General features: G+C 68.4%; 24 protein-coding genes and 1 tRNA gene. 10 read left to right on the top strand and 15 right to left on the bottom strand.

What is annotated here, in order from left to right; translation table 11 throughout:
- Positions 1–57 precede the first annotated feature (57 nt).
- The 8 genes from trxA to regB all read right to left on the bottom strand — a co-directional run bounded on the left by trxA (position 58) and on the right by regB (position 12,040).
- On the bottom strand, positions 58–378 hold the full coding sequence (trxA, locus tag EV662_RS13430; RefSeq protein WP_132463376.1) for a thioredoxin: 321 nt from the start codon (positions 376–378) through the stop codon (positions 58–60).
- Between the two features lie 58 nt (positions 379–436).
- The gene (addA, locus tag EV662_RS13435) at positions 437–3,823 is read right to left on the bottom strand and encodes a double-strand break repair helicase AddA (RefSeq protein ID WP_132463379.1); all 3,387 of its coding nucleotides are present in this window, start codon (positions 3,821–3,823) and stop codon (positions 437–439) included.
- Complete coding sequence (gene addB / locus EV662_RS13440) at positions 3,820–6,759, bottom strand: double-strand break repair protein AddB (RefSeq protein WP_132463382.1); 2,940 nt, start codon at positions 6,757–6,759, stop codon at positions 3,820–3,822. The genes addA and addB overlap by 4 nt, the downstream gene beginning before the upstream one ends.
- A complete protein-coding gene (locus tag EV662_RS13445) occupies positions 6,752–7,444 on the bottom strand; it encodes a nucleotidyltransferase family protein (protein ID WP_132463385.1) in 693 nt (230 codons plus the stop codon). Before EV662_RS13445 ends, addB begins: the two co-directional genes overlap by 8 nt.
- Positions 7,426–8,445 (bottom strand): aminoglycoside phosphotransferase family protein, encoded by a 1,020-nt coding sequence (locus tag EV662_RS13450; protein WP_132463388.1) that lies wholly within the window; start codon positions 8,443–8,445, stop codon positions 7,426–7,428. The genes EV662_RS13445 and EV662_RS13450 overlap by 19 nt, the downstream gene beginning before the upstream one ends.
- On the bottom strand, positions 8,438–8,950 hold the full coding sequence (gene tsaE / locus EV662_RS13455) for a tRNA (adenosine(37)-N6)-threonylcarbamoyltransferase complex ATPase subunit type 1 TsaE (protein WP_132463391.1): 513 nt from the start codon (positions 8,948–8,950) through the stop codon (positions 8,438–8,440). The genes EV662_RS13450 and tsaE overlap by 8 nt, the downstream gene beginning before the upstream one ends.
- 42 nt (positions 8,951–8,992) lie before the next feature.
- Positions 8,993–10,534, bottom strand: a complete 1,542-nt coding sequence (locus EV662_RS13460) for a PAS-domain containing protein (RefSeq protein ID WP_132463394.1) — start codon at positions 10,532–10,534, stop codon at positions 8,993–8,995.
- Between the two features lie 108 nt (positions 10,535–10,642).
- Positions 10,643–12,040 carry a sensor histidine kinase RegB gene (gene regB / locus EV662_RS13465; protein ID WP_132463397.1) on the bottom strand — a complete coding sequence of 466 codons (1,398 nt, stop codon included), beginning with the start codon at positions 12,038–12,040 and terminating at the stop codon, positions 10,643–10,645.
- A gap of 85 nt (positions 12,041–12,125) precedes the next feature.
- On the opposite strand from regB, the gene EV662_RS13470 reads away from it, so the two are divergent.
- The 3 genes from EV662_RS13470 (at position 12,126) to EV662_RS13480 (ending at position 13,698) form a co-directional block, all read left to right on the top strand.
- Positions 12,126–12,749, top strand: coding sequence for an SCO family protein (locus EV662_RS13470; protein ID WP_132463400.1), 624 nt, complete (start codon positions 12,126–12,128; stop codon positions 12,747–12,749).
- A gap of 71 nt (positions 12,750–12,820) precedes the next feature.
- Positions 12,821–13,375: an ActR/PrrA/RegA family redox response regulator transcription factor gene (locus tag EV662_RS13475; protein ID WP_132463403.1), complete on the top strand. Its 555-nt coding sequence runs from the start codon at positions 12,821–12,823 to the stop codon at positions 13,373–13,375.
- Positions 13,372–13,698, top strand: coding sequence for a hypothetical protein (locus EV662_RS13480; protein WP_132463406.1), 327 nt, complete (start codon positions 13,372–13,374; stop codon positions 13,696–13,698). Before EV662_RS13475 ends, EV662_RS13480 begins: the two co-directional genes overlap by 4 nt.
- A gap of 9 nt (positions 13,699–13,707) precedes the next feature.
- Here the strand turns inward: EV662_RS13480 and EV662_RS13485 are convergent, their stop codons facing one another.
- Positions 13,708–14,298, bottom strand: coding sequence for an HD domain-containing protein (locus EV662_RS13485; RefSeq protein WP_132463409.1), 591 nt, complete (start codon positions 14,296–14,298; stop codon positions 13,708–13,710).
- Positions 14,299–14,408: 110 nt separating this feature from the next.
- Between EV662_RS13485 and ahcY the strand changes: the two genes are divergently transcribed.
- Complete coding sequence (gene ahcY / locus EV662_RS13490; RefSeq protein ID WP_132463412.1) at positions 14,409–15,803, top strand: adenosylhomocysteinase; 1,395 nt, start codon at positions 14,409–14,411, stop codon at positions 15,801–15,803.
- Between the two features lie 62 nt (positions 15,804–15,865).
- Here the strand turns inward: ahcY and EV662_RS13495 are convergent, their stop codons facing one another.
- Entirely contained in the window at positions 15,866–16,186 is a 321-nt protein-coding gene (locus tag EV662_RS13495; RefSeq protein WP_132463415.1) for a hypothetical protein, read from the bottom strand.
- A gap of 106 nt (positions 16,187–16,292) precedes the next feature.
- Positions 16,293–17,498: a tryptophan synthase subunit beta gene (gene trpB, locus EV662_RS13500; RefSeq protein ID WP_132463418.1), complete on the bottom strand. Its 1,206-nt coding sequence runs from the start codon at positions 17,496–17,498 to the stop codon at positions 16,293–16,295.
- A 184-nt stretch (positions 17,499–17,682) separates the two neighbouring features.
- On the opposite strand from trpB, the gene EV662_RS13505 reads away from it, so the two are divergent.
- On the top strand, positions 17,683–18,024 hold the full coding sequence (locus EV662_RS13505) for a DUF2853 family protein (protein ID WP_132463421.1): 342 nt from the start codon (positions 17,683–17,685) through the stop codon (positions 18,022–18,024).
- A gap of 350 nt (positions 18,025–18,374) precedes the next feature.
- Positions 18,375–19,241 (top strand): MBL fold metallo-hydrolase, encoded by an 867-nt coding sequence (locus tag EV662_RS13510; protein WP_132463424.1) that lies wholly within the window; start codon positions 18,375–18,377, stop codon positions 19,239–19,241.
- Between the two features lie 6 nt (positions 19,242–19,247).
- Here EV662_RS13510 and EV662_RS13515 read toward each other — a convergent pair whose 3' ends face one another.
- Genes EV662_RS13515 through tsaD form a run of 4 tightly spaced genes read right to left on the bottom strand, consistent with a single transcriptional unit; the run spans position 19,248 to position 21,991 of the window.
- Positions 19,248–19,661, bottom strand: coding sequence for an EVE domain-containing protein (locus EV662_RS13515; RefSeq protein ID WP_132463477.1), 414 nt, complete (start codon positions 19,659–19,661; stop codon positions 19,248–19,250).
- Positions 19,661–19,936, bottom strand: coding sequence for a YciI family protein (locus EV662_RS13520; RefSeq protein WP_132463427.1), 276 nt, complete (start codon positions 19,934–19,936; stop codon positions 19,661–19,663). The genes EV662_RS13515 and EV662_RS13520 overlap by 1 nt, the downstream gene beginning before the upstream one ends.
- 4 nt (positions 19,937–19,940) lie before the next feature.
- Positions 19,941–20,906, bottom strand: coding sequence for an NAD(P)H-dependent glycerol-3-phosphate dehydrogenase (locus EV662_RS13525; RefSeq protein ID WP_132463430.1), 966 nt, complete (start codon positions 20,904–20,906; stop codon positions 19,941–19,943).
- Complete coding sequence (tsaD, locus tag EV662_RS13530; protein WP_132463433.1) at positions 20,903–21,991, bottom strand: tRNA (adenosine(37)-N6)-threonylcarbamoyltransferase complex transferase subunit TsaD; 1,089 nt, start codon at positions 21,989–21,991, stop codon at positions 20,903–20,905. Before tsaD ends, EV662_RS13525 begins: the two co-directional genes overlap by 4 nt.
- Before the next feature lie 77 nt (positions 21,992–22,068).
- Between tsaD and EV662_RS13535 the strand changes: the two genes are divergently transcribed.
- The 4 genes from EV662_RS13535 (at position 22,069) to EV662_RS13550 (ending at position 25,694) form a co-directional block, all read left to right on the top strand.
- Positions 22,069–22,791, top strand: a complete 723-nt coding sequence (locus EV662_RS13535) for a uroporphyrinogen-III synthase (RefSeq protein ID WP_132463436.1) — start codon at positions 22,069–22,071, stop codon at positions 22,789–22,791.
- Between the two features lie 105 nt (positions 22,792–22,896).
- Positions 22,897–24,150 carry a mitofilin family membrane protein gene (locus EV662_RS13540; protein ID WP_132463439.1) on the top strand — a complete coding sequence of 418 codons (1,254 nt, stop codon included), beginning with the start codon at positions 22,897–22,899 and terminating at the stop codon, positions 24,148–24,150.
- A gap of 13 nt (positions 24,151–24,163) precedes the next feature.
- Entirely contained in the window at positions 24,164–25,561 is a 1,398-nt protein-coding gene (locus EV662_RS13545) for a heme biosynthesis protein HemY (protein ID WP_132463442.1), read from the top strand.
- Positions 25,562–25,618: 57 nt separating this feature from the next.
- Positions 25,619–25,694 (top strand) — tRNA-Thr (locus EV662_RS13550).
- The last annotated feature ends 882 nt before the right edge of the window (positions 25,695–26,576 follow it).

Raw genomic sequence — 26,576 nt, forward strand, 5'->3', positions numbered from 1 at the left:
CGCGCAACAGAAAGGGGCGCCGCAGCGCCCCTTTGTCTCAGCCAGGGAAAGACCGTGTCAGACCGACTCTTCGATCCAGCCCTTCAGCGCGGCCTTGGGTGCGGCGCCGATCTTGTTCGATACGACCTGCCCGTCCTTGAACAGGAACAGCGCCGGAATGCCGCGAACGCCCATCTGGGCGGGCGTGTTCGGGTTGTCGTCGACGTTGACCTTGACGATCTTCACCTTGCCTTCGTACTCGTCCGACAGTTCTTCCAGCGCGGGGCCGATCTGCTTGCAGGGTCCGCACCACTCGGCCCAGAAATCCACCACGACGGGAATGTCGGAATTGCGCACCTCGGCGTCGAAGGTGTCGTCGGTGACGGCGTGGGTCGGCATCTGGTCTCTCCTTGGAACCTGCGATCGCACCGGACAGTAAGTAGCGCGCCGGGGGCCGTCAAGGCAGCCGCGCGCGGGCAAGCGCCGCCTCGCGCAAAGGTGCGGGAACCGTCATCAACCTACCCGTTCGCGTCCAAAGGATCGCGGTTTCGATCCGCTGCCCCGGATGGATTTGCGCTAGTGCATGCCCATAGGCCCCCAGTTGCCGCAACAGCCCCTCGGGCACGTCCTTGGCCCGGTCGGGCACCAGCGCATTCGTCTTGAAATCCACCGCCAGGATGTGATCCGTCCCGAGAATCAGCCGGTCTATCGTTCCCCGCAGGGGGCGGCTGTCCAGTTCTGCGGAAAACGCCGCTTCGGCCAGTGTGCCGGGGGCGAAGACATGCGCCAGGTCAGGCTGCGCCAGAAGTGCCTCGGCCTCGGCGTACAGTATCGCGATCGCGTCGGCCGGCGCCGGCGGATCGCACGTCTCCAGCAGTGCGCGGGCCAATGCCGGACGATCCCCGGGCGCGGCGTCGGGCAGATGCTCCAGCAGCAGGTGCAGCCACGTTCCCCGTGCCTTGGCCGCCTCGGCCTCCAACCCGTCGGACTCGCCCGGCAGGATCTTGGCCCCCCCCAGGTCCGAAGGCAGGATCGGTTGCGGCGGCCGGTCCGGGCGCGCGGCCTCCTGGCGGGTCCAGCCGGGCAGGGCCGTCTCGGCCGCGGACGGTTCGGCGCCGTCGCGGATTTCGCCGGCCTCCCAATGCCCGGTTTCATAGCGCAGCCCCGGGCCGAAACCGAAATTCATGTCCTCGGCGCCCAGTCGGCGCAGGCCCGCCCCGATCCGGCTGTACCAGTCGCTGCCATCGTTCGACAGCTTGCCCGCCGCCGCCACGATCAGCCATTGCTCGGCGCGGGTCATCGCCACGTAAAGCAGACGCGCGCGTTCCTCTGCCTCGCGCGCCGCCCGGGCCTCGTGCGCCTCGGCCAGGATGGGCGGGCGCGCGTCGGCGGGCGTTTTCCAGGCGATCTTGCCGTCCGGCAGCGGGTAAAGCTGGTCGCGGATGCGCACCGGACGGTCGGCGGTATCGGGCAGGATCACGATGGGTGATTCCAGACCCTTGGCGCCATGCACCGTCATCACCCGCAGCCGGTTCCCGCCTGAATCCAGCTGGCGCTTGATCTCGACCTCGTCGCTTTCCAGCCAGGCCAGGAAACCGGTCAGCGACGGCACCTCGATCCGCTCGTAGGCCAGCGCCTGCGCCAACAGCGCGTCGATGCCATCTTCCGCCTCGTCGCCCAGCCGGGCGATCAGGCGGCGGCGTCCGTCATGGCGCGTCAGGACCCGTTCGAGAAGATCATAGGGGCGCAGGAAATCGGCCTCGTCCCGCAGGGCGAAAAGGGTCTTTTTCGTCTCTGTTTTGGCCCAATCGGCGTTGCGCAGCACCTCCCACAGGAATGCCCCGTCACGCTTTGCGGCCAGCCGGTACAGCGCCGCCTCGTCCCACCCGAACAGAGGCGAGCGCAGCGCGCAGGCCAGCGACAGGTCATCTTCGGGCAGCGCCAGGAACGCCAGCAGCGCGGTCAGGTCACGCACCGCCAGTTCCCCCCCGATCTTTAGCCGGTCGGCACCCGCCACTTCCAGCTCCTGCGCCTTGCAGGCCCGGATGATCTCGTGGAACAGGTCCGACCGGCGCTGCACCAGGATCAGCACGTCGCCCTCGCGCACCGTCCGGCGGCTGAACGATCCATCCCGGCCCTTGACCGCGATGGTCGCGCCATCGTCGATCATCGCCCGTACCGACCCGGCCACCCGGCGGGCCAGCTTTACCGTCGGATGCGTTTCGGACAGGGTGTCCACGGGTTCGGCCCAATGCCCTGTCTCGGGGGTCTCGCCGTCCTCGACCACGGGCCACAGATCGACACGCCCGGGCAGGTCGGAATGGAACGCACGGTGCTGCATCTCGATATCCAGCCCCTGCCGCGCGCCATGCGGAAAGGTCATGTCGACGGCGCGCAGGATCGCCTCGGACGAGCGGAAGGAATAGTCCAGCGTCAGCGGTTCCAGCGACCGGCCGATCCCCCGCAGCCGTTCGCCGAACGCCTGTTTCATCCGGTCGAATCCGCCCGGATCGGCGCCCTGGAAGGAATAGATCGACTGTTTCTTGTCGCCGACGACAAAGATCGTCCGCTCGACTCCGGCCCGCGCCCCCGCGCCCGCGGTGAATTCCTGCGCCAGCAGTTCGATCACGTCCCATTGCACGGGGCTGGTATCCTGCGCCTCGTCCACCAGGATGTGATCCAGCCCCCCATCCAGCCGGAACAGCACCCATTGCGCCACCCCCGGATCGGTCAGCAGCGCGCGCGCCTTCAGGATCAGGTCGTCGAAATCCAGCCAGCCATGGGCCTGCTTGCGCGCGGCATAGCGGGGCAGGAACACCGCGGCGAACCGGTGCAGCGCCAACGTCCGTTCCGCCGCGTCCAGGGCGATGCGCTGGCGCCGGCCCTCGGCCACCCGGTCCATCAGGGCGTTCAGCCCGGCCAACGCTGGCCCCAGCGCCTGTTGCGTCGCCTTGGTGGGAAAGGCGCCGATCTTGGCCGAGAAAGGCTCCGCCTTGCTGACGCCTGCACCGTAAAGGAACGGCCCCTCCAGCGCCTGCAACAGGTCCAGCGAAGATCTGGTGAAATCCAGCCCGCCCAGCAGGTCGGCCGCCTTCGCGTCGGTCTTGCTGCCCGCATGGAGCACCGGCAACACCTGCGCCATCAAGGCGGGTTCGTCGCCGACAAAGACGCCCCGCAAAAGTGCACTCGCGTCGAAGCCCGGCGCCAGCCCAAAGAGCCGGAACACCGCGTCTGCGTCGGGGCGGTCGTCGAACCGCGCGCGCTGGCCTGCGATCTCGGCGGTCAGGGCGTCAAGATCGTCCTCGGTATGAAACCGGGCCAGCCCGGCAAAGGCCGGCGCATCCGGCCCGTCGGCGATCTCTTCGACGATCTCGGCCCGCAACCGCCGTGCCGCGCGGTCATCCATCTCGGCGAATTGCGGCGAGACCCCGGCCTCTAGCGGAAACCGCCGCAACAGCGATGCACAGAACGAATGGATGGTCTGGATCTTCAATCCGCCGGGCGTTTCGATCGCGCGGGCGAACAGCCGCCGCGCCTCGCGCAACAGTGCCGCCTCGATCGGCCCGCCCACGCCCAGTTCGCCCAGCGCCTTGCGCAGATCGGTATCGCCCAGCATCGCCCAGGCGCCCAGCCGCTCGAACAGGCGGTTCTGCATCTCGCTGGCCGCGGCCTTGGTATAGGTCAGGCAAAGAATGCGTTGCGGCGGCACGCGGTTCAGCAACAGCCGCGCCACCCGGTCGGTCAGAACCCGCGTCTTGCCCGACCCCGCATTCGCCGAAAGCCAGGTCGAGTTCGCCGGATCCGCGGCTTGAACCTGACGTTCAGTGGCCTCGTGCCGGGTCATCCGCCCACCTCCAGCCGGACCGCGCCGTCGGTTTCGTCCCATTCGCCATAGCGCGACAACAGGTCGTAATCGCTGCGATCCGTGCGTTTCTGCAGGCGGCTGCGCGCGGTATAGCCCTGTGCGCGGTCCTGGTAATGCGCGATCAACCGGCCCAGTTCGGCCCACGTGGCGTCGACAAGCCCGTTTTCCAGCCCGTGGGTGACCGTCTTGGGCGGGTTGCCCAGCCCCAGATAGCTGACATGGTGAACGGGGGCGGCCGCGATCCCCTCGAAACCGCCGCGCGCCGCGATGCAGGCCTCCAGCAAAAGCTGCTTGTCGAAAAGTTCCATGGATTTCACGCTGGGCGGCGTGCCGGTCTTGTAGTCGTACAGAACCAGGCTGCCGTCGGGGCGCGCGTCGATCCGGTCGGCCTTGGCCTTCAGGATGAACCCCGAAGCCAGGGCGACCGCGCCGCGCCGTTCCCGCGCGATGCAGCGGGCCTCGGCCTGACGCGTGGCCTCGCTGCGGACAAAGCTGTCGGCGACCCGCGCAAGACGCGCCCGCCACAGCGTGCGCGCGGCGGGCCAGGGCGCCTCATCGGCCAGAACCGTATCGGCCAGCGTCAACAACTCGTCCCGCGCCGCAACGGGATCGGGATTCAGCGGCTGGGCCAGGAACCGTTCCAGCACCCGGTGCAGCACCGTGCCGCGTAACGGCGCATCCGCGGTGTGGATCAGCGGATCCAGAGGGCGCAGCCCGAGAATGCGCTCGGCATAGACGGAATAGGGGTCCCGGATCAGCCGCTCGACCGCCGTGACCGACAGTTCGGCCGGGCGGTCCTCGACCGGGGGGCAGGGCGATGGGCGTGGCGCCGCCGGCAGCATGTGCCGGGGCCGTTCCAGCGCATTGGCCATCTCCAGCCAGCGGTCGCCGCGCGCGCGCATCGCGTCCAGGGCCCGTGGCCCGCCCTGATCGCCCAGCCCGCCCAGAAGGTTGGTCAACCGGTTCAGCCAGCGCGCGGGCACCGTCTGGGCCTCGGCATCGCGCACGGCGCGTGACAGAACCACCTCGGGCGCTGCGATCGCCTGTTGAAAGTCATGCGCCGCCAGACCGATCCGCCGTTCCGGCAACAACAGGCCGATCGCGGCGCGCATCTGCCGGTTCAGCCAGGGATCCGGCGCGGGCGTTTCCGGCCACGACCCCTCGTTCAGCCCGGCCAGGATCACCCGTTCCGCGCCTTGCACCCGTGCCTCTAGCGTGCCCCAGATCATGATGCCGGGATGTGGTTCGACGGGGCTGCGCACCTCGCGTTCTTGCAACACCCCGTCGAACAGCGCGCTGTAATCGGCGGGCGACATCTCGCCCCCGGCGCCCGCCTCGGTTCGCAGCGCCTCGCAGGTGACCAGCGCAACCTCGCCCGCCGCTTCCAGCCAAAGCGCGCCGCTGCCGGTCGCACCCGGTCCGGCGGCCAGCGTTTCCGCCAGTTCCAGGTGGCGCGAGACATGGGCCTCTAAAGAGACTGTTCCGGCCCGATCCAGCCCGCCCAGCGCCCCAGCCAGCCACTCGGCCCAGTCGGCCCGGCCATCGTCGCGCCGGGTGGCCCATGCCCTTAGCGCCGCAGCATCGGGGAAGGCCGGGCCTTCTCGCCGCAACGCCAGTTCCAGTTCGCGCGTCCAAAGCAGGTGGCGCGCCCGTACGCCCACGCCCGACGCCGTCAGCGGATGTTTCAGCAGCGCCAGCAGATCCGCCACCGTCAGCCGCCGCCCGAACAACGCCGCGACCTGGCGCAGGAAACGGCCCGGCGGCGACAGCGGCAGCGGCTGGCCCGCGCTGTCGTCGGGAAGGATCGCCCAGCGGTCCAGCGCGGCGGCCACCTGCCGGGTCAGCGTCCGGTCGGGGGTGATCAGGGCGGCGGTGCGCCCTGCCTCGACCGCCTCGCGCAGGCACAACGCGATCGCCAATGCCTCGGCCCGGGGCGAGGGCGCCTCGATCAGCGACAGATCGGCCGTGGCCCCGGCCAGGTCGTCCAGCGCAGGCCCTTCGTCCATCCATTGATCAGTCACCGGCGCGGGCCGCAGCGCCAGCGACACCAGCCGGTTGCGCGCAGGGCTGGGCGGGGCCGCATCGGGGCACCACGGGCGCACAGCCTCCGGGCCGGCATCCAGCACGTCCAGCAGCCGGCGGAACCGGTATTGCGGATGATCCTCGGCGGCCAGCGCGTCGTCCAGCGCCGCCCAGGTCTCGGCGGGCATGTCCATGTCGAATCCGGGCAGAACGACCGCCCCCTTCGGCAGTTGTGCCACCCCGGCCATGAACACCGCCGTGGCGCCGCGGGATCCCGTGCTGCCCGCAACGATCACCGGGTGGTCGGGCGGCGTTTCCGCCCAACGCGCGGTCAGGCGCTTGGCGGCCAGCCGCTGCCGCGCCCCCTCGCCGCCCCGCGCGGCCGGATCGGGGTCAAGATAGGTCTGAACCAGTCCCAGGAACCGCTGCGCCCGCGCCCAATGCGCGGACAGATCGCCGACATCCAGCGACTGCACCGCATCGGGCGCGACCCCCTCCGCCTGCATCTCGTCCATCAACAGCGCCAGGCTGTCGGCCAGGTCGTAGATCGAACTGCGCGGCGCCAGGTCGGGCTCGAGCTCCAGAAGCCGGCCCACCAGCCTCGCCAGTTCCAGACGCCGGCGCAGGGCCGAAACCGGGGGCGGAAGATCGGCCAGAATCGGGTGCCGGGCCAGATCCGCGACCAGCCGGATGCGCGGCCAGAGCCGCGGCGGGCCGGCCTGCAACAACTCTTGCAGCCGCCGTCGCATGCGCTGGGTGTTGACCCAGATCTCGGTCCTTGCCCAATCCTCGGGCCGGGGGCCAAGACGTGTCTCCAGGCCGGTCAGGAACGCCGCCGGGAAATCCACGCCGGGCGGCAGGCCGAACAGGTTGGGCCGCCCGGCCTCAGTCATCGCGGGCCTCCATCAGCATCGCCTCTGCCTCGGCGATCCCGGCCGGATGGCCCACGTCGCACCAGCCCCCCATGTGCAGTAGTCCGAACAGGCGACCTTCGGCCAGCATCCGGTCCCAGACACGGTTCAGCGAAAACACCGACGCGTCCACTGGGCCCAGGTTGCCTGTCTTCAGGATCTGCGCTCCCGTATAGACGCCCGTCCCCCCACGCGTCAGCCTGCCTGCATCGTCCATCGTGAAATCGCCTGCGCCGCGATGGCCGCGGGCGCGCGCCGCGGGCACCAGCAGCATCAACCCGTCCATCCGCTCCGGGTCCCAGGCCGCGGCCAGCCGGTCCAGCGGATTGGGGCCGGTCCAGACCGCATCGCTGTTCAGCGTGAACACCGTGTCCGCGCCCAGCAGCGGCAGCGCATGACGCAGCCCGCCCCCGGTATCGAGAATGCGCTCGGCCTCATGCGAAAGCGTGACTCCCGCCCGCCCGGCCAGGTGGGCCGCCACCTGCTCGGCCAGGTAATGCGTATTGACCACGATGCGCGCGATGCCCGCCCCGCCCGCCAAGCCCAGCGCATGGTCGATCAGCGGCCGACCGGCGACGTCGATCAGCGGCTTGGGCCGGTCGGCGGTCAGCGCCCCCATCCGGGTGCCGAACCCCGCGGCGAACAGCATCAACGCATCGGGCTGCATCGGCGTGCGATCCGGTCGATCAAATCGGGCTCGGGCGGCGGCAGCAGCGCAAGGCACCGCGCGCGCAACCCGGCCAGGTCGGGATGGGAGAGGTCGTGCATCAGGTGGTCCCAGACGCGCGGCAGCATCGGAAGATAGCCGGGCTTGCCGTCGCGCAGGCACAGCCGCGCGAACACGCCGATGATGCGCAGGTTACGCTGCGCCCCCAACAGGGCGTAAGCGCGGGCAAAGGTGTCGGGATCCTGCTCGGTGGCGGCGACATAGCGTGCGCGCATCCGCGCCTGCAGGTCCCCGGGCACGTCGCGCCGCGCGTCTTCCAGCAGCGAGACAAGGTCATAGGCCGGGTGTCCGACCCGGGCATCCTGGAAATCCAGCAGGCCGACCCGCGCCGGGCCCTGCCGTTCGGGCAGCCAGATCAGGTTCTCGGCATGGAAATCGCGCAGGATCAACACCGAAGGGGCGCAGTCCAGGGCAAGATGCATCTCTATTTCGGCCCGAAACGCATCCGTTTCCGCGTCGGGGGCGCCGCCGCCAAGGCCCGGAAGGTACCACTGGAAGGGCAGGCAGGCGAGGTCCGCCATGGTCCGTGCGTCATAGGCGGCAAGGCCTTCTGGCGGCGCGACGCGGTGCAGTCCGGCCAGCAGGTCGACAGCGGCGGCGTAAAGCGCATCCTGCCGGGCGGGGTCGCGCGCGGCCACGCGGGCGAACAGGTCGTCGCCCAGATCCTCCAGCAGCAACAGCCCGGTCTCGGGCGCTTCGGCCAGGATCCGCGGTGCCGACAGGCCAAGACCGGACAGGTAATGCGCGATCCGCAGAAAGGGGCGAACGTCTTCGCCGGTTTCCGGCGGGGCATCCATCAAGACGGCGCGCGCGGCCTCCGGCCCGCCTGTCAACCGTTCGTACCGGCGGTTCGAGGCATCCCCGGCAAGCGGTTGCCGCGTGGCTTTGCCCCAGCCCGCGCGGTCCAGAAAGCCGGTGATGACGTCGGCGCGCTCAGGCATCTTCACAGGCGGCAAGCAGCGGCGCGAGGCGCGCGGACCAGGCCGGATCGTCGGCCGACAGGGTCAGCAGGCGCGCATCCTCCGACGGGCCGGGCGCAAAGGCCAGCCGCAACGCACCGGTCGGCGCCAGGCTGCCCAGCCGGTCCGGCCATTCGACAAGGCACAACGCCGTGGCAAAGGCCTCGTCCAGCCCCAGTTCGACGGCCTCGTCGGGATGGCTCAGCCGGTACAGGTCGGCGTGCCATATCTCCAGCGCGCCGGCCTCGTAGACCTGCACCAGCGTGAAGGTCGGCGAGGGCACGTCCTCGGGCGGCAGGCCCGCGCGCGCCTGCAGGTCATGGATCATTGCGCGCGCAAAGGCGGTCTTGCCGGCGCCGATCGGCCCATCCAGCAACAGGGTGTCGCCCGCGTGCAGCAGCGTGGCCAGACGCCCGGCAAGGGCGCGGGTCTCTGCCTCGGAGGCGAGCGTCAGTTGGGCGTGAACGGATGGGGCCGGTGGCGACATGCGCGCAGTTTTACGCCGCAATCGCCCCCCCGCAAGGCCGGATCAGCCGACGGCGCGGGAAACCTGCGCCTCGGCGCTGCGTTCCTGCCCATCGGGCCGGAACCCGACCAGCACCGCGCCGCCGCCCACCGGGCGAAGCCGGCAGGCCAGGCGCCGCCCGTCGCGATGCACCAACGTGCCGGTCCATGCCTTGCGCTGGCGGATCATCCGGCCCATTTCCAGCGCCGTCCCTGTTTCCTCGGGCAGCGAGTTCTGTTGCCAGCGCGCGGTCGCTCCGGCGATATCGGCCGTGCCCATGACCAGCTGGGGGTCCTCGCCCCACAGCTCGGAATAAGGGGCATTCGACATCGTCAGCACACCGCCGCTGGAAAACACGGCAATCGCTTCGTCCAGGCTGTCGATCACCGCCTGGCCGGTCTCGATCTCGCCGCGGAACCGGCGGGTCAGGGACATTTCGGCGCTGATATCCTCGAACAGGAAGGCCACCGCGCCGTCGGGATGCGGCCGCCCCGTCACGCGATAGACCTGCCCCGAGGGCAGCGTCCAGGTGTCGGAAAAGATCCCGTCCTGGGCATCGCGTTCCAGCCGGACGATCTGTTCGCGCCAGGTGCGGTAATCCTTGGGCTCGGGCATCATCCGTGTTTCGCGCAACCGGTCCAGCAGGTTGACCAGCGTCGGCCGCCCGGTCAGGAATTCGGGTTCCAGGTTGAACAGGTCCGACATCGCCGGGTTGAACAGCACCAGCTCGCGCGCGCGGTTGAACACGGCCAGGCCGATGGGCAGTTCCGCAAAGGTCTTGGTCAGCGTCTGCACAAAGTTCCGCAGTGCCGTCTCGGCGCGCACCGCGGCATCGGCGGGCAGGGCGAAATGCAGCCGCGCCCCCTCGGCCGTGACCGAAACGCAATCGAACCAGCGTTCCTCCTGATCGCTCAGGTGGATCACCTCGCGCCTGGGCGCGTCCTCGTAGGGTTGCGGCACGAACAGTGGCGGCAGTGGCCAGCTTAGCGGGGTGTCGTCGCCCTGGTGGGCCCGCACAAGGGCCAGGTAGGCGCTGTTCGCCCAGGCCACCGCGCCGGCCTCGTCCTCTTGCCATGCGGGGGTGGGCATGGCCTCGACCACGTCGCGCAGGGTGGTCAGTTCGGCCGCCATCGCCGCCAGGCTCTGGGCGTCGGGCAGGCCGCAGGCCAAATCCTTGTCGGGCAGGTGCAGTGCAAGCCGTGCCACGCCATCCAGCCAGGTCGCGGCAATCTGGGCCTGCCCGCCCGCCTCGGTCATCAAGGCGCTGCCATCCTGCGCCAGCTGCGCGATCCGATCGCGAAAGCCGGGGAAGCGCGGCGCGACAAGCGCACAGAACCTTTGCCAGTCGGACAGGCCGGATGGCCCGCTGGCCAGGAACCGCTGGCCTTCGGGGGTAGTGTCGACCAGGTGTTCGCCGTCGAACAGGAACACCATGTCGGTTTCGGCCCGCGCGCGCGGCGCCGTCGGGCCAAGCCGGGGAAGCATCGGCAAGGCGACCAGCGCGATGGTGGCGGTCACGATCGACGTCGCCGCCAGGATCAGCGCGTGTATCCAGTCGATAACCATATCTTGCCCCACAGCCCGCTGCCCTTGGGACAAACTTTCGACAGAACGGTTAACGTCCGGTTAATAAAGCGTTTCGAATGCCGAACATCTGTTGCGGACCGGCCGCGCTCACGCCTCGATCGGAAGGTTCTCGCCCAGCGCGGCAAGCTGTGATTCCGCGCTGACGCCAATCGTCGAGATCGGCCATTGCACCTCGACCACGGCGCCGCGCTTTTCGGTCCGGTTCGCATCGGTCAGGAACGGGTCCGATCCGTTGGCAAAACTGACTTCGGCACCGGATCGTTCCAGCAGGGTCTTGGCGATGAACAGCCCCAGCCCCATGCCCTCGTATTCGGGCCGTTTCTTTTGATGCGCGGGGTTGCGGCGCTGGCGCACGAACGGATCGCCGATCCGTCCCAGCAGGTGCGACGGATAGCCCGGCCCGTCATCCATGATGCGGATCGTGATCTCATCGGGTGTCCACTGGGCCACCACCCAGACCCGGGTGTCGGCGAAATCCACGGCATTCTGGATCAGGTTGCGCAGCCCGTGAATGATCTCGGGTCGGCGATAGACCACCGGCATCCGCGGCGCGCCGCCATGGATCGGCTCCGAGGTGAAGATCAGCTCCTTGCCCCGGTTCAGATGCGGCTCGGCGGCCTCTTCGACGATCGCTTCCAGCGGCGCGGTGCGCATGTGCAGGTCGTCCTTCCCGGCCCGCCCCATCGACCGCATGATATCGCGGCAGCGGTCGGCCTGGTCGCGGATCAGCTCCATGTCCTCGCGCAGTTCGGGCCGGTCGGCCAGTTCGTCGATCATCTCGGAACTGACCAGCTTGATCGTGGCCAGCGGCGTTCCCAGCTCATGCGCCGCGGCCGCCACCACGCCGCCCAGGTCGGTCAGTTTCTGCTCGCGGGCAAGCGCCATCTGCGTGGCCAGCAACGCGTCCGACATCTTGTTCATCTCGGACGTCACCCGGTCGGCATACAGCCCCAGGAACGAAATCCCGATCACGATGGCCGCCCAGAACCCGAAGAGAAAGATGTTCGGCAATCGCTGCACCTCGCCATCGGCGGTCACCAGCGGCAGGTGATAGAACGCAACCACCGTCACCAGCGCAAAGGCCACATGTGCCAGGAACAGCGTGGACCGCTGGCTGAGCGCGGTGGCCGAAATCGTCACCGGCGTCAGGATCAACAGCGCAAAGGGATTGTTCAGCCCGCCCGTCAGGAACAAGAGTGCCGCCAGCTGCGCGATGTCGAACAGCAGCGTCAGCATCGTCTCGGTTTCCGACAGGCGCCGGTTCTCGGGATAGACGGCGACGGCGATGATATTGGCCAGAACGCCCGCACCGACCACCAGCAGCAGCAGCCCCAGGTCCAGCTGAATGCGGAAATACAGCTCGGCCACCGCGATGGCGATGACCTGGCCCGCAATCGCGGCCCAGCGCAACAGGATCAGCGTGCGCAGGCGGATCCAGTTGCTGCGCTCGGTCGGCGGCAGAAGGTCGGCAGAGGGTTCAGGCATGGGGTGTCCCGTCGCAGGCTTTTCCCTTGTTAATCCGGCCGCAAACCCCGATCAATGCGCTACGGCCCACCAAAGGAGGACCGCCATGAACCGTATCGCTTTGGCCGCAGCCGCCGGTCTTGCCCTGGCCGGGCTCGCCGGGGGGGCGGTCTACCTTTTGGGCACCGGGTCCGGCGACGATCGGTTCGCGGAATGCCGTACCGGCCGGATCGGGGGCGACCCGGCACAGCTGGGCGGGCCGTTCACCCTGGTCAGCGAAACCGGCAAGACGGTGACCGAGGCCGATGTCATCACCGGTCCGACGCTGATCTATTTCGGCTATACCTTCTGCCCGGATGTCTGCCCCCTGGACAACAGCCGCAACGCCGCCGCCGTCGACCTTCTGGATGCGGCCGGGCGCGTGGTGACACCGGTCTTCATCTCGATCGACCCGGCGCGCGACACCCCCGAATTGCTGGCGGAATTCACCGGATACATGCATCCCCGGATGTTGGGTCTGACCGGCAGCCCCGACCAGGTCCAGGCCGCCAGCCGCGCCTATCGCACCTTTTACCGGGTGCAGGACCCGGAAGACGAATACTACCTGATCGACCACTCGACCTTCACCTATCTCGCCTTCCCGGGGCTTGGCGTGGTCGAGGTGTTCGACCGCGACGTGACGCCCGAGGAAATGGCAGCGCGCGTGACCTGCTTCCTCGATTCGTTCTGAGTGAAATTGACCCACCCGTGTTAACGTCTTAAAAGAGCCGAAAATGTCTGGCTCCATCAGGAGGTTGCCCCATGGCCGACGGCGAAATGAAGGATCTTGGCCCCGATCCGTCCCTGCTTATCGTGGACGATGACGAGCCGTTCCTGCGGCGCCTCGCGCGTGCCATGGAAAAACGCGGCTTCCAGACGGAAACGGCGGATTCCGTCGCGGCCGGCAAGGCAATCGCCACCGCGCGCCCGCCCGCCTATGCGGTGGTGGACCTGCGGCTCGAGGATGGCAACGGGCTCGACGTGGTCGAGGTGCTGCGGGAAAAACGGCCCGAGGCCAAGATCGTCGTGCTGACCGGCTATGGCGCCATCGCCACGGCCGTGGCCGCGGTCAAGATCGGCGCGACCGATTACCTGTCCAAGCCCGCGGATGCCAACGATGTCACCGCCGCGCTTCTGGCCGATGGCGAAAGCCTGCCGCCGCCCCCCGAAAACCCGATGTCGGCCGATCGTGTCCGCTGGGAACATATCCAGCGCGTCTATGAACAGTGCGACCGCAACGTGTCGGAAACCGCGCGTCGCCTGAACATGCACCGCCGCACGCTGCAGCGCATCCTGGCCAAGCGCAGCCCGCGGTGAGGGCCGGCGCGGCCGCGCTGGCTGTGCTGGTGGCGGGCTGCGTCAGCACGCCCCCTGACCGGGTTTCGACCCTGTTTCTGCCCGATACGGCCGGGCTGGCCGTTTCCGGCAGCCCCTTGCGCGTGGATTTGGGCCGCGCCCCGGACGGGGTGATCGCCGCGCTGTCCCGCGACCTCGGCCCGCCCCGATCCCTGCCGACGGCAACCTGCCCCGCCGGGATCGAAAGGCGTCTGGCCTGGGGCGACCTGGTCCTGACCTTCACACGCGAACGTTTCATCGGCTGGCAAAGCGGCGCCGGGCAGGCCGGAACTGTCTGCGGCTGATCTGGTGGCTCACATCCGCGCCATCAGCGCCGCATGCCGCGCGGTGTAATCGGCACGCACCTCGACCGGCGGGCGCAGGTGGATCGACAGACCCTCGATCAGTGCCGGCCTCGGCTTGCCGAAGAACCGGTCCGCCTCGGCGACGTCGAACCCCGCGATCTGGGTGGCTTCCAGCCAGGCCGACACCCTGTCCGCCCGCTTGATCTGCGCCTTGACGGTCTTGGGGACCTGTGCGGGCAACCCGAACCGCAGATGCACCGCCACCGCCAGCCGCCGGTCAAGTTCCTCGTAATCAGGCCCTACCGCCGCCTTCACCGGCGAGATCATGTCGCCGATCACGTATTCCGGTGCATCGTGCAACAGTGCCGCCAGTCGCCATTTCACCGGCGTCTCGGGCACGATCCGTCCGAATATCTCCTCGACCAGAAGCGAATGCTCGGCCACCGAATAGGGATAGTCCCCCTTGGTCTGCCCGTTCCAGCGCGCGACGAAGGCAAGGCCATGCGCGATGTCTTCGATCTCGATATCCACGGGCGTCGGGTCCAGCAGGTCCAGCCGCCGGCCCGACAGCATCCTTTGCCAGGCGCGTGTCTTTCGCATCGTTCACCCTAGTTGTCACAAGCCCGCTTGCCATGGGCCGGGCGCATTGTCGAACCACCCGCAGAGTGCTAAGGGCAGCGGCAAGGTACAATTCCGAGGAGATGGCCACCATGGCTGAGGACTATATCGTCAAGGACATTTCGCTGGCCGGGTTCGGGCGCAAGGAACTGGACATCGCGGAAACCGAGATGCCGGGGCTGATGGCCCTGCGCGAGGAATACGGTGCATCCAAGCCCCTGACCGGCGCGCGCATCGCAGGCTCGCTTCACATGACGATCCAGACCGCCGTCTTGATCGAAACGCTGGTGGCCCTGGGCGCCCAGGTGCGTTGGGCGTCGTGCAACATCTTCTCGACCCAGGACCACGCCGCCGCCGCGATCGCCGAGGCGGGCATTCCCGTCTTTGCCATCAAGGGCGAAACGCTGCCGGAATACTGGGACTATGCCGACCGCATCTTCATGTTCCCGGAAGGCGGCGCCAACCTGATCCTCGACGATGGCGGCGATGCCACGCTTTACATCCTGCTGGGTGCCCGCGTCGAGAATGGTGAGGAAGACCTGATCGCCGTGCCGACCAGTGAAGAGGAAGAGGCGCTGTTCGCCCAGATCCGCAAGCGCATGGCCGAGTCTCCGGGCTGGTTCACCAAGCAGCGCGAGATGATCAAGGGCGTGTCCGAGGAAACCACCACCGGCGTTCACCGTCTTTACGAACTGATGAACAAGGGCCTGTTGCCCTTCCCGGCGATCAACGTGAACGACTCCGTCACCAAGTCGAAATTCGACAACAAGTACGGCTGCAAGGAATCCCTCGTCGACGGCATCCGCCGCGCCACCGACACCATGATGGCTGGCAAGGTCGCGTGCGTCTGTGGCTATGGCGACGTCGGCAAGGGCTCGGCCGCCTCGTTGCGCGGTGCCGGCGCCCGGGTCAAGGTCACCGAGGTCGATCCGATCTGCGCGCTTCAGGCCGCGATGGACGGGTTCGAGGTGGTCACGCTTGAGGATGTCGTGTCCACCGCAGACATCTTCATCACCACCACCGGCAACCGCGACGTCATCCGCATCGAGCACATGCGCGAGATGAAGGATATGGCGATCGTCGGCAATATCGGCCATTTCGACAACGAGATTCAGGTCGCCGCGCTCAAGAACCACAAGTGGACCAACATCAAGGACCAGGTGGACATGATCGAGATGCCCTCGGGCAACCGTATCATCTTGTTGTCCGAAGGCCGCCTCTTGAACCTGGGCAATGCCACCGGCCACCCGTCCTTCGTTATGTCGGCCAGCTTCACCAACCAGGTGTTGGCCCAGATCGAGCTGTGGACGAAGGGCGAGCAGTACCAGAACCAGGTCTACATCCTGCCCAAGCATCTGGATGAAAAGGTCGCCCGCCTGCACCTGGCCAAGATCGGCGTGAAACTGACCGAACTGTCGCCGGAACAGGCCGCCTATATCGGCGTGACACCCGAGGGCCCGTTCAAGCCCGAGCATTACCGCTACTGATCCGCACGCCCGCGGATGCTGCGCCGCCCGGAACACCCCCGGGCGGCGCAGTGCGTTTCGGCTCAGTCCTTGTCCTGAATCCGCAGCCAGCCGTCCTCGACGCGCTCGGCGGTGCCGGCGCCCACCGGTACGCCCCGGCTGACCACCGGCTCCCAGCCGTCCTCGGCCAGCGATCCGCGGCCGTCGGCTCCCCCGGCGCCGATCACCGTGTTGGCGACCGATACCCCGACCGCCAGCACCAGCACCGCCGAAATCCCGGCTACCAGGCGCTTGGTGGTGCCGCGCTCATCGGGAATCGCCGCCGGGGCCGTGGTCCCCGCCGCCTCGCCGCGCTCGGCCCCGATGCGTCGAAGCCGTTCCTCGAAGCTGCTGTTGGTCGCCATGAAACTGTTCCGCCATCCTTGTTGTGTCACCGGTTCGGGCGACAGACTGGCGGAACAGTTGGGCGAATTCTGGGCGGCCGGCGTTCGAAACCCGGCCGCCCCGCCGTTACAGCCCGTCGCCCAGGCCGAAATTCTCGGTGACGTAGTCGATATCCTTGTCGCCGCGCCCCGACAGGTTGATCAGGATCGACTTGCCCGGGTGGTTCGACGCCTCACGCATGGCAAAGGCCACCGCATGGGCGCTTTCCAGCGCCGGGATGATCCCCTCGTGGCGCGACAGTTCGAAAAAGGCCTTCAGCGCCGCGCGGTCATCGGCCGAGGTATAGGTCACGCGCCCGGTCTTGTGCAGATGCGCGTGTTCCGGCCCCACGCCCGGGTAATCCAGCCCCGAGGCGACCGTGTGCACCGGTGCCGGGTTGCCCTCGGCATCCTTCAGAACCAGCGTGCGAAAGCCGTGGATGTCGCCGTCCTCGCCATAGGTGATCGTCGCCGCATGCTCCCCCAGCCTGGACGAGGTGCCCATCGGTTCGACCCCGTACAGCGCCACGTCATCGTCGATGAAGCCCGAGAAGATGCCCATCGCGTTCGACCCGCCGCCCACGCAGGCCGCCACCATGTCGGGCAGCTCGCCGGTCATTTCCAGGAACTGGTCGCGTGCCTCGACGCCCACCACGTGCTGGAAGTTGCGCACCATCATCGGGAAGGGGTGCGGTCCCACGACCGACCCGATGGCAAACAGCGCGGTGTCGGCCTGGGACAGATAGCTTTGGAAACAGCTGTCCACCGCCTCTTTCAGCGACCGCCCGCCGAACGAAACCGGCACCACATTCGCCCCCAGAAGCTTCATCCGGGTGACGTTCGGCGCCTCCTTGGCGATGTCGATCTCGCCCATGTGGATTTCGCATTCCATGCCGAAATAGGCGGCCGCGGTGGCCAGTGCGACGCCATGTTGCCCCGCCCCGGTTTCCGCCATCAGCTTGGTCTTGCCCATGAAACGCGCCAGCAGGCCCTCGGCCATGCAGTGGTTCAGCTTGTGCGCGCCGGTGTGGTTCAGGTCCTCGCGCTTGGCATAGATCTGCGCGCCGCCGCAGCGGTCGGACAGGTTCTTCAGGTGCGACACGGGCGTCGGCCGGCCCTGGAAATGCTTGCGGATATAGCGCAGCTCGCGGATGAACTCGGCCGATTTCGAGATGCGGTCATAGGCCTCGCGGATTTCCTTGAAATGCGGCTCCAGCGGCGGCGGCAGCATCGCCCCGCCATAGTCGCCGAACCAGCCGTCCCGGGTGGGCGTCGATTTGAGGTAAGCGGTCATCCTTGGCCATCCTTCTCCCGTGAAACGGACAGGATTTGACCGCCGCCTGCCGCCGTCGGCAAGGCGTGAAAGCGACACATGGCCGAAACGCCAACGCGGCGCGGGATTTTCCTTTGTCGGTGATTCGTTTTGTGCCTACGCTTGGCCCGTCCGGGGAAACCGGGACCAGAAGTGGAGGAACCCAATGGGAAAACGTGAAGAGCTGATCGAGAAATACGCGGGCGACCTGCGCAGCAAATGCGGCATTGAACCCGACATGGACCTGTTGGCCAAGGTCACCATCGGCTGCGGTCCCGCGATCTACGATGCCGACGCCGAAACCGTTGCCGCCACCCAGCCCGGCGAGCTGGAGACCGTGAAAACCAATTTCCTGGTCAAGAAGCTGGGCCTGTCTGACGGCCCCGAACTGATGGAGGCGATCAACGCCGTGATCGAGACTTACGGCAAGTCCGAGCGCAACAAGTATCGCGCCGTGATCTATTACATGCTGACCAAGCATTTCGGCAAGGAACACATCTACGGCTGATGGCGTGGCGGCATGCGCCCCGGCGGCACGCCAAAGCTTGCCCAGTCGACTTAAATTCTAGGCACTTGCCCTTTGCACCGCGCGGCCCCCAGGGGTAATGTTCTTGCATGCCCGCCAGGACGGCAGGGCCCTCATGGAATTCACGTGTGGTGCGATGGTACACGTGTGGTGGTGGAGGGTTCTGCACGTTGCGGAGCCCTCCTTCCGTTTTCAGACACCCGCACTGTCGCAGCACAGCCGCGCAGCGTCTCGCCCCTATCTCATTTCCGGTCGGCCCGTTGCGCCCTGCGGGTTGCATCACTGCCCCGATCCCTTAGGTCTGGAACGGCAAGCCGCAGCGGAGACACCCCATGACCATTTCCCCGATCGTGACCCCTTTCTGGGACGGTCCCACCGGCAGCTGGCAATACGTGGTACACGATCCCGCCACGCGGCACGGCGCGATCATCGACCCGGTTCTGGATTTCGACCCGATCCATGCCCGCGTCTCGACCAAGAATGCCGACCGCATCCTCGAGCATATCCGCGCCCAGGGGCTGACCATCGACTGGGTACTCGACACGCACCCCCATGCCGACCATTTCTCGGCCGCCATCCACCTGGCCCAGGCGCTGGGCGCCCGGCGCGGCATCGGCGCACAGGTGGTCGAGGTCCAGGCGCTGTGGAAAGAGATCTACAACCTGCCCGACGATTTCCCGACCGACGGGCGGCAATGGGACCGTCTGTTCGCCGATGGCGACGAACTGATGATCGGCGAGCTGCCCGTGCGGGTGATGTTCACGCCCGGCCATACGCTCGCCAGCGTTTCCTACATCGCGGGCGACGCGGCCTTCGTGGCCGATACCTTGATGATGCCCGAAAGTGGCACGGTGCGCGCCGATTTCCCGGGCGGTTCCTCGGCCGAACTGTACGAGTCGCTGCAACGCCTGCTGGCCTTGCCCGAGACGACGCGGGTCTTCGTCGGCCACGATTATCCCGACGACTGGGACGACCCGCGCTGCGAGGCGACCGTGGCCGAGCACCGCGCGCGCAACGCCCATCTTGCCGAGGTCGCCGACAAGGCGGCGTTCGTCGCGTTGCGCGACCGTCGCGATGCCACCCTCGATCTGCCGATGCGCATGCTGGCCGCGCTGCAGGTGAACCTGCGCGGCGGCCGCCTGCCCGAGCCCGAGGCCAACGGGCAGTCCTACCTGAAAATCCCGCTCAACCGGTTCTGAGCCGCGTCAAAGCCCGCCCATCTCGCAGACGATCTGCCATTCCGCGTCCGTCACCGGCTGCACCGAAAGGCGCGAATTGTTGACCAGCACCATGTCGGCCAGCCGCGGATCGGCCTTGCACATGTCCAGCGTGACCGGCTTCGGCATCGGCTTGACCGCCTTGATATCCACGCATTCCCAGCGTGGATCGTCGGTTGTGCTGTCGGGGTGCGCCTCGGTGATCACCTCGACGATGCCCACGATCGCCTTTTCCTTCAGCGAGTGGTAAAAGAACCCACGGTCGCCGAGTTTCATCGCCCGCATGTTGTTGCGCGCCTGGTAATTGCGCACGCCGTCCCATTCCTCGCCCGCATCGCCCTTGGCCACCTGGTCGTGCCACCCCCAGGTGTTGGGTTCCGACTTGAACAGCCAATACGCCATCAGCCGATCACCCGTTTCCATTCCTCGATCGCGACGCTGTCGAACAGGCCCGCGCCGGCATAGGGGTCACCCGCCGCCCAGGTTTCGGCCGCCGCACGGTCTGCGACGTCCAGGATCACCAGCGAGCCGCACATCTGCCCCTCGGCATCCAGGAACGGGCCCGCCTGCGCCACCACGCCCGTATCAGCGATATAGGCCAGGTGCGCATCGCGGTTCGCCTTGCGGGTCTCCAGGTGGCCGGGCTTGTCCCGGCAGATCAGCGCGAAAAGCGGCATGGGGTCATTCCTCTTTCAGGGGGCGGCTCAGCAGGATTTTCACAGCCTCCTGGATGCTGCGGCGCCCGTCAATCACATGGGCCACGCTCTGGGTCACCGGCATGTCGATGCCGCGCGCCTTGGCGATGGCGGCGACGGCTCGGGCGGTCGCCGCACCCTCGACCGTGATCTGCGGGTCGAAATAGGCGCCCTCACCCAGGGCTGCGCCATAGCGGAAATTGCGCGACTGCGCGCTGGTGCAGGTCAGCACCAGGTCGCCGAATCCCGACAGCCCGGCCAGCGTTTCGGGTTCGGCGCCATAGGCACGCGCGAACCGCTGCATCTCGGCGAAACCGCGGGTGATCAGCGCCGCCCGCGCGCTCTCGCCCAGGCCGCTGCCGATCACGATGCCGGACGCGATCGCCATCACGTTCTTCAGCGCCCCGCCCAGTTCCGCCCCGATCACGTCCAGGCTGCGATACAGTCGCAGCGCAGGCGTCGACAGCCGTTCCTGCAGGCGCGCGCCGGTCTCGGCATCGGCACAGGCCAGCGTCAGCGCGGTGGGCAGGCCGCGGGCGATGTCCGCGGCGAAGCTGGGCCCTGTCAGGACCGCCGGCGTGGTGCCGGGGCAGGCCTCCGCGATCAGCGCCGAGGGGCCGCGCCCCGTGGCCAGGTCGACACCCTTGCAACAGGCCACCAGGGTGCGGCCGTCCAGCGCGGCGCCATGCTGCGTCAAAAGACCCGAAAGCGCCTGCATCGGTACCGCCAAAAGCACCGGCCCACAGGCGGCCATTTCGCCGATCTCCGCCGTGACAGAGACTGTTTCCGGCAGGATCACCCCATTCAGCCGCGGGCTTTCCCGCCGCGTGCGCAGTGCTTCTATCCCGGCGGTATCCCGCCCCCACAGCGTTACCGCCCGCCCGGCCTGCGCCAACGCCACGGCCAGCGCCACGCCGAACGCGCCGGCCCCTGCAATGCCGATCCTCGTCATGCCTTGGCTCCCTTCTTGCCCGCGCCCAGCAGCGCGGGGCTTTGACTGTCCAGCGGCCAGCGCGGGCGCGCAGCCAGCGTCATGTCGTCCTGGTGACCCGCGCGGAACCGCTCCAACCCCGCCCAGGCGATCATCGCCGCGTTGTCGGTGCACAGCTTCAGCGGTGGCGCGACAAAGGGCAGGCCGGCCTCGGCCGCCACCTGTTCCAGTGCCGCGCGGATCGTCCGGTTCGCCGCCACGCCGCCCGCCACCGCCAGCGCCGTCAGCCCGTCGGGTGCCGCGTCCAGCGCGCGCCGCGCCTTGCCCGCCAGCACGTCCCGTACCGCCGCCTGGAACGACGCGCACAGGTCGGCGCGGTCCTGCACGGTGATCCCGCCCTTTTCCGCGATGATCCCGTCGCGCGTCCGCAACAGTGCCGTCTTTAGTCCGGAAAACGACATGTCGCAGCCGGGTCGGTCCATCAGCGGGCGGGGAAAGGCGAACCGCGCCGGGTCACCCGCTTCGGCCTCGCGCTCGACCTCCGGCCCGCCCGGCTGCGGCAGCGCCAGCAGTTTCGCGGTCTTGTCGAACGCCTCGCCGGGCGCGTCGTCGATCGTCGCTCCCAGCCGCGTGAACTCCTCCACGCCCTCGACGGCCAGGAACTGGCAATGCCCGCCCGAGGCCAGCAGCATCAGGTAGGGAAAGGCCAGCCCGTCGGTCAGCCGCGGCGTCAGCGCATGCCCCGCCAGGTGGTTCACGCCGACCAGCGGCAGGCCCGTCGCCGCGGCCAGCCCCTTGGCGCACATCACCCCCGACAACACGCCGCCGATCAGTCCCGGCCCAGCCGTCACCGCGATGGCATCCAGATCGACCAACGCCAGCCCGGCCTCGGCCAGGGCCTGTTCGACGCAGCCATCCAGTTTCTCGGCATGGGCCCGCGCCGCGATCTCGGGAACGACGCCGCCAAAGGGCGCGTGCAGATCGGTCTGGCCCCGCACGACCGAGGACAGGATTTCCGGCCGCGCACCCGCGCGCTGGCGCACCACGGCGGCCGCGGTGTCGTCGCAGCTGCTTTCCAGTCCCAGCACGGTGAGGGTATCGCCCATGGTTCCGCCGTTGCCTCGCCCTTGCCGCGCAGGTAACACCAGCCCGACCACAGGCACAATCCCACCGGAGATCCCCCTTGTCCGACGACCGGCCCCTTCTGTTGCTGACACGCCCTCGCCTGCAATCGGATCGCTTCGCCCGGGCGCTGTCCGACCGCGTCGGTCAGGCGGTCGAGGTTCTGACCGCCCCGGTTATGGAAATCGAGCTGTTCGATGCGCCGATCCCGCTGGACGGTGTGGGCGGCCTGGTCTTCACTTCGGAAAACGGCGTCGCGGCCTTTGCCGGGGCCAGCGACAACCGTAGCTTGCCGGCCTATTGCGTGGGCGACCGCACGGCGCGCGCGGCGCGGGCGGCGGGGCTTCGGGCGCGCTCGGCCAAGGGCACCGCGGTCGAACTGATCCAGGACATCGCCGCCGACCCGCCGGGCGGGCGGTTGCTGCACCTGCGCGGCGAACATGCCCGCGGCGATGTCTGTGGCGGGCTGGCCACGCAGGGGATCGAGGCCGCGGACCGGGTCGTCTATGCCCAGCGGGCATTGCCCTTCGCGCCCGAGGTCCTGCAACGCGTCGCCGCCGCGTCGCTGACGCTGTTGCCGCTGTTTTCGCCCCGCTCGGCCCAGCTGGTGGCCGAACGGTTGGGCACGGCCCCGAACAGGCTCCACATCGTTTCGATGAGCCCCGCCGTGACCGAGGCCTGGACCGGGCCGCAACCCGATATCCTGCGCGAGGCCACGCGCCCCGATGCGGCGGCGATGCTGGATATTCTGGCCGACTTGATTGACGCAGCCGCTGCGCCTTGAGGCCTCAGGGCCAAGTGATTAAGGTGCGCCGCGTCGTGCGCTGCGCGGCCCGATGCGAAGCGAATCGAAAGGCGGTTTTCCGTGGCCAACACCGAAGAAGACAAAATGTCCGAGGACACCACCAAGCTGTCGCAACCCGATCCCGGGCCTGACCCCGACAAGACCGCCGAGGCCGAGGTTCGCACCCCCGAGCCCGAACAGGCCGACACCCCGGTTGACGAAGGCACCGCGGCAGACGCCAAGGATGGCCGCGACCTGTCCGGCACGCTGGACGAGGCGACCGAGGCCTGGGACGACCCGCAACCCGAGTCCCAGCCCGACGCCAAACCGACCCCCGCCCCCGCGCCTGCCGCCCAGAAACGCGGCGGCGGCTTTCTTGCGCCGCTGATCGGCGGCGTTCTGGCCGCCGGTGTCGGTTACGGCGCCGCGCAATACGTCAAGCCCGAAGGCTGGCCCTTCCCCGGCGCCGGTCTCGGCGACGATGCCCGCGCCGCGCTGGCCTCGGCGGACGAACGCCTGTCCGCCACGCAGGACCAGGTCGCCGCGCTGCAGGCCCAGGTCGCGTCTTTGGCCGAGAATGCCGGCGGCGGCGCCCAGGCGCTGGCCCCCGAACTGGCCGCCCTCACCGACCAGTTGGCCGCTTTGACGGACCGTCTGAACACGCTGGACGGCCGCGTGACCGAACTGGCCAAGGCCCAGGTCGCCGTTGCCGGCGAAGAGGCCGCCGAGGCCGTCGCCGCCTACGAGCGTGAAATCGCCGCGATGCGCGAGGAACTGGCCGCCCAGCGTGATGAAAACGCCAAGCTGGCCGAGTCGGTCGCCTCCGTCGCCAACCAGGCCGAAGCCGAAGTCGACGCGGCCATGGATCGCGCCGCCCAGGTCGAGGCGCGCGCCGCGATGATGCGCATCGACGCCGCCCTGGCCAATGGCGCGCCCTTCGAGGCGGCGTTGGGCCAGTTGCAGGGCGTCGAGCTGCCCCAGGCGCTGGCCGCCGTCGCCGCCCAGGGCGCCGCGACCCTGGCCGAGCTTCAGCGCGATTTCCCGGCCGCGGCGCGCGCCGCACTTGACGCCGCCCTGCCGGTCGAGGCCGATGGCAGCGTCGGCGACCGTGTCAGCGCCTTTGTCCGCAGCCAGCTTGGCCTGCGCTCGCTGGAGCCGCGCGACGGCGACGATGCCGACGCCGTTCTGTCGCGGTCCGAAGCCGCCCTGCGTCAGGGCGACCTGCCGGGCGCGCTGGCCGAACTTGACGCCCTGCCCGACCCCGCCAAGTCTGCCATGTCCGGCTGGGTCGAGGCCGCCACCGCCCGCGTGGACGCGCTCGAGGCCGCCCGGGCGCTCGAGCAAAGCCTGAACCAATAAGGACGCGCGACACATGCTCTGGTCTCTTCTCAAGATCCTCATCTTCGTCGCGATCGTCGCGGGTCTGACCTATGGCGCCGGCATCCTGATGGAAAACGCCCCCGGCCTGCGCATCGCGGTGGCCGATGTCGAATTCCAGCTTGGCCCGCTTCAGGCGGTGATCATCGCGATCCTGCTGGTCGTCGCTGTTTGGGTCCTGCTCAAGGTCGCGGGCCTGCTCGTCGCGGTCCTGCGCTTCCTCAACGGCGATGAAACCGCGATCTCGCGCTATTTCAACCGGTCTCGCGAACGCCGTGGCTTCCAGGCGCTGGCCGACGGGATGCTGGCGCTGGCCTCGGGCGAGGCGCGGCTGGCCATGTCGAACGCGGCCAAGGCCGAACGCTACCTGCGCCGGCCCGAGTTGACCAACCTGCTGTCCGCTCAGGCCGCCGAGATGTCGGGCGACACCAAGCGTGCGACCGAGATCTACAAGAAACTCGTGGCCGACGACCGCACCCGCTTCGTGGGCGTGCGCGGGCTGATGAAGCAGAAGCTGGCCGAGGGCGATACCGATACCGCGATGAAGCTGGCGGAAAAGGCGTTCGCGCTGAAACCCCGCCATGCTGAAACGCAGGACATGCTGTTGCAGCTTCAGGCCCGGGCCGAAGACTGGAAGGGCGCGCGCCAGACGCTGAACGCGAAACTGCGCCACGGCACCCTGCCTCGCGACGTGCACAAGCGGCGCGATGCGATCCTCGCGCTGTGCGAGGCGCGCGACCTCATGGTGGACAACGAAGGCCCCCGTGCCCGCGACCTGGCGATCGAGGCGAACCGCCTGTCGCCCGACCTGGTCCCCGCGGCCGCGATGGCCTCGCGCGCGCTGGTCGACCAGGGCAAGGCCAAGCAGGCGGTCAAGGTTCTGAAACGCGCCTGGGAGGTGCAGCCGCATCCCGATCTTGCCGCCGCCTTCGCCGAGATCGAACCGACCGAGACGCCCGCAGAGCGGCTCGCCCGGTTCGAGGCGCTCACCGCGCTGAAGCCCGAGGATCCCGAAAGCCGGATGCTGATGGCCGAGCTGTGCATCGCCGCCGAGGATTTCCCCGCCGCGCGCAACACCCTGGGCGATCTCGTCGAAACCGACCCGACGACGCGCGTGCTGACCCTGATGGCCGCGATCGAGCGTGGCATGGGCGCCGATGACAGCGTGGTGCGCGGCTATCTCGCCAAGGCGCTCAGCGCGCCGCGCGGCCCGCAATGGGTCTGCGACAGCTGCGGCACGGTGCACGAGACCTGGACGCCGGTCTGTTCGGGCTGCAACGCCTTCGACACGCTGGCATGGAAGCGCGCCCCCGCGCCCCAGGTCGCCTTGCCGGGCGCGGCGGACATGCTGCCGCTGCTGGTTGGCGGGTCCACGGGCAAGCCTGCGTCCTAGGAACGAAAAAAGGGTCTACACACCCCCCGGCGGGGGTGTTAAAGACCGCGCCACAGTGCCGGTGTAGCTCAGCTGGTAGAGCACGTCATTCGTAATGATGGGGTCGGGGGTTCGAGTCCCTTCACCGGCACCACTTCCCCCCGGAAGTGACCAAGTTTTTCCACGATTTTAAGGATACGCCCTTTCGTCCGTTGCGCGTCCAGGCACGGATGGGCCCTCCCGCGGTTGCGGTGCGAGGGTCAGGCGGGAGCGGCGCAAGATCACCCAAGGTTTCCGACGCGCGCAATAGCGGATGCCGATAGGCGCACGTTCAGGCCGATCCTGTCGACTCGATGCGGCCGCCTGCAGGGGCGGAGCGAGTGATTGCCGCCGCTCCGCAACCGGCCAATATCGGCGAAGCCGCTGCATTGGCCTTTGAGAGACATCCGCGGATCACCCGTTTGGCCATCTCGAGTCCCATGGCCGCGACGGATGCTGGCCGTCCTCCCGTCGGCCCTCAAGCGGCGCGCGCTATCCGTAGTAGTCGCAATTTTGCGAACGGCCGCCCGATCCGGCAAAGACATCATGGGCGATTCTCAGTGCGGGGGAATTTACCAGTCTCCCGGATCGGTCCTGGCGGCCCGCGCCATATCGGGTGGTCCCGCCCAAGGCGCACCCGCCTAGGCCGCGCCGGCGGCTTGCCTGGGCATTCTCGGCCGCTCGTCGCGATCGCCCCCAGCCTCGCGACGAAGAGCGCGCGCCTGGACAGGGGCGCGTGCGGCGGATAGCGCGCGCATTCCTGCCGGGCGCCCGTGTCTTCGGCCGGGCAGATGGCAGGGGAGCAGGCGCAGCCAGTCATGCTGCTGGCCCCGCAGATCGACGCTGTCAGCCGCCATCGCTTAGACGGATTCATCGGCCGATCGCGCCTTTGACAGGGCCCGTGCAAAAAAACTGTGATGAAGTTGCAAAAAGCGCTTGCGACTCGGGGATGTGATCCGTAAACACCCCTTCACCGGCGGCGCTGAGGCGCTGGCGG

Source organism: Rhodovulum marinum (assembly GCF_004343075.1).
Lineage (GTDB): Bacteria > Pseudomonadota > Alphaproteobacteria > Rhodobacterales > Rhodobacteraceae > Rhodovulum > Rhodovulum marinum.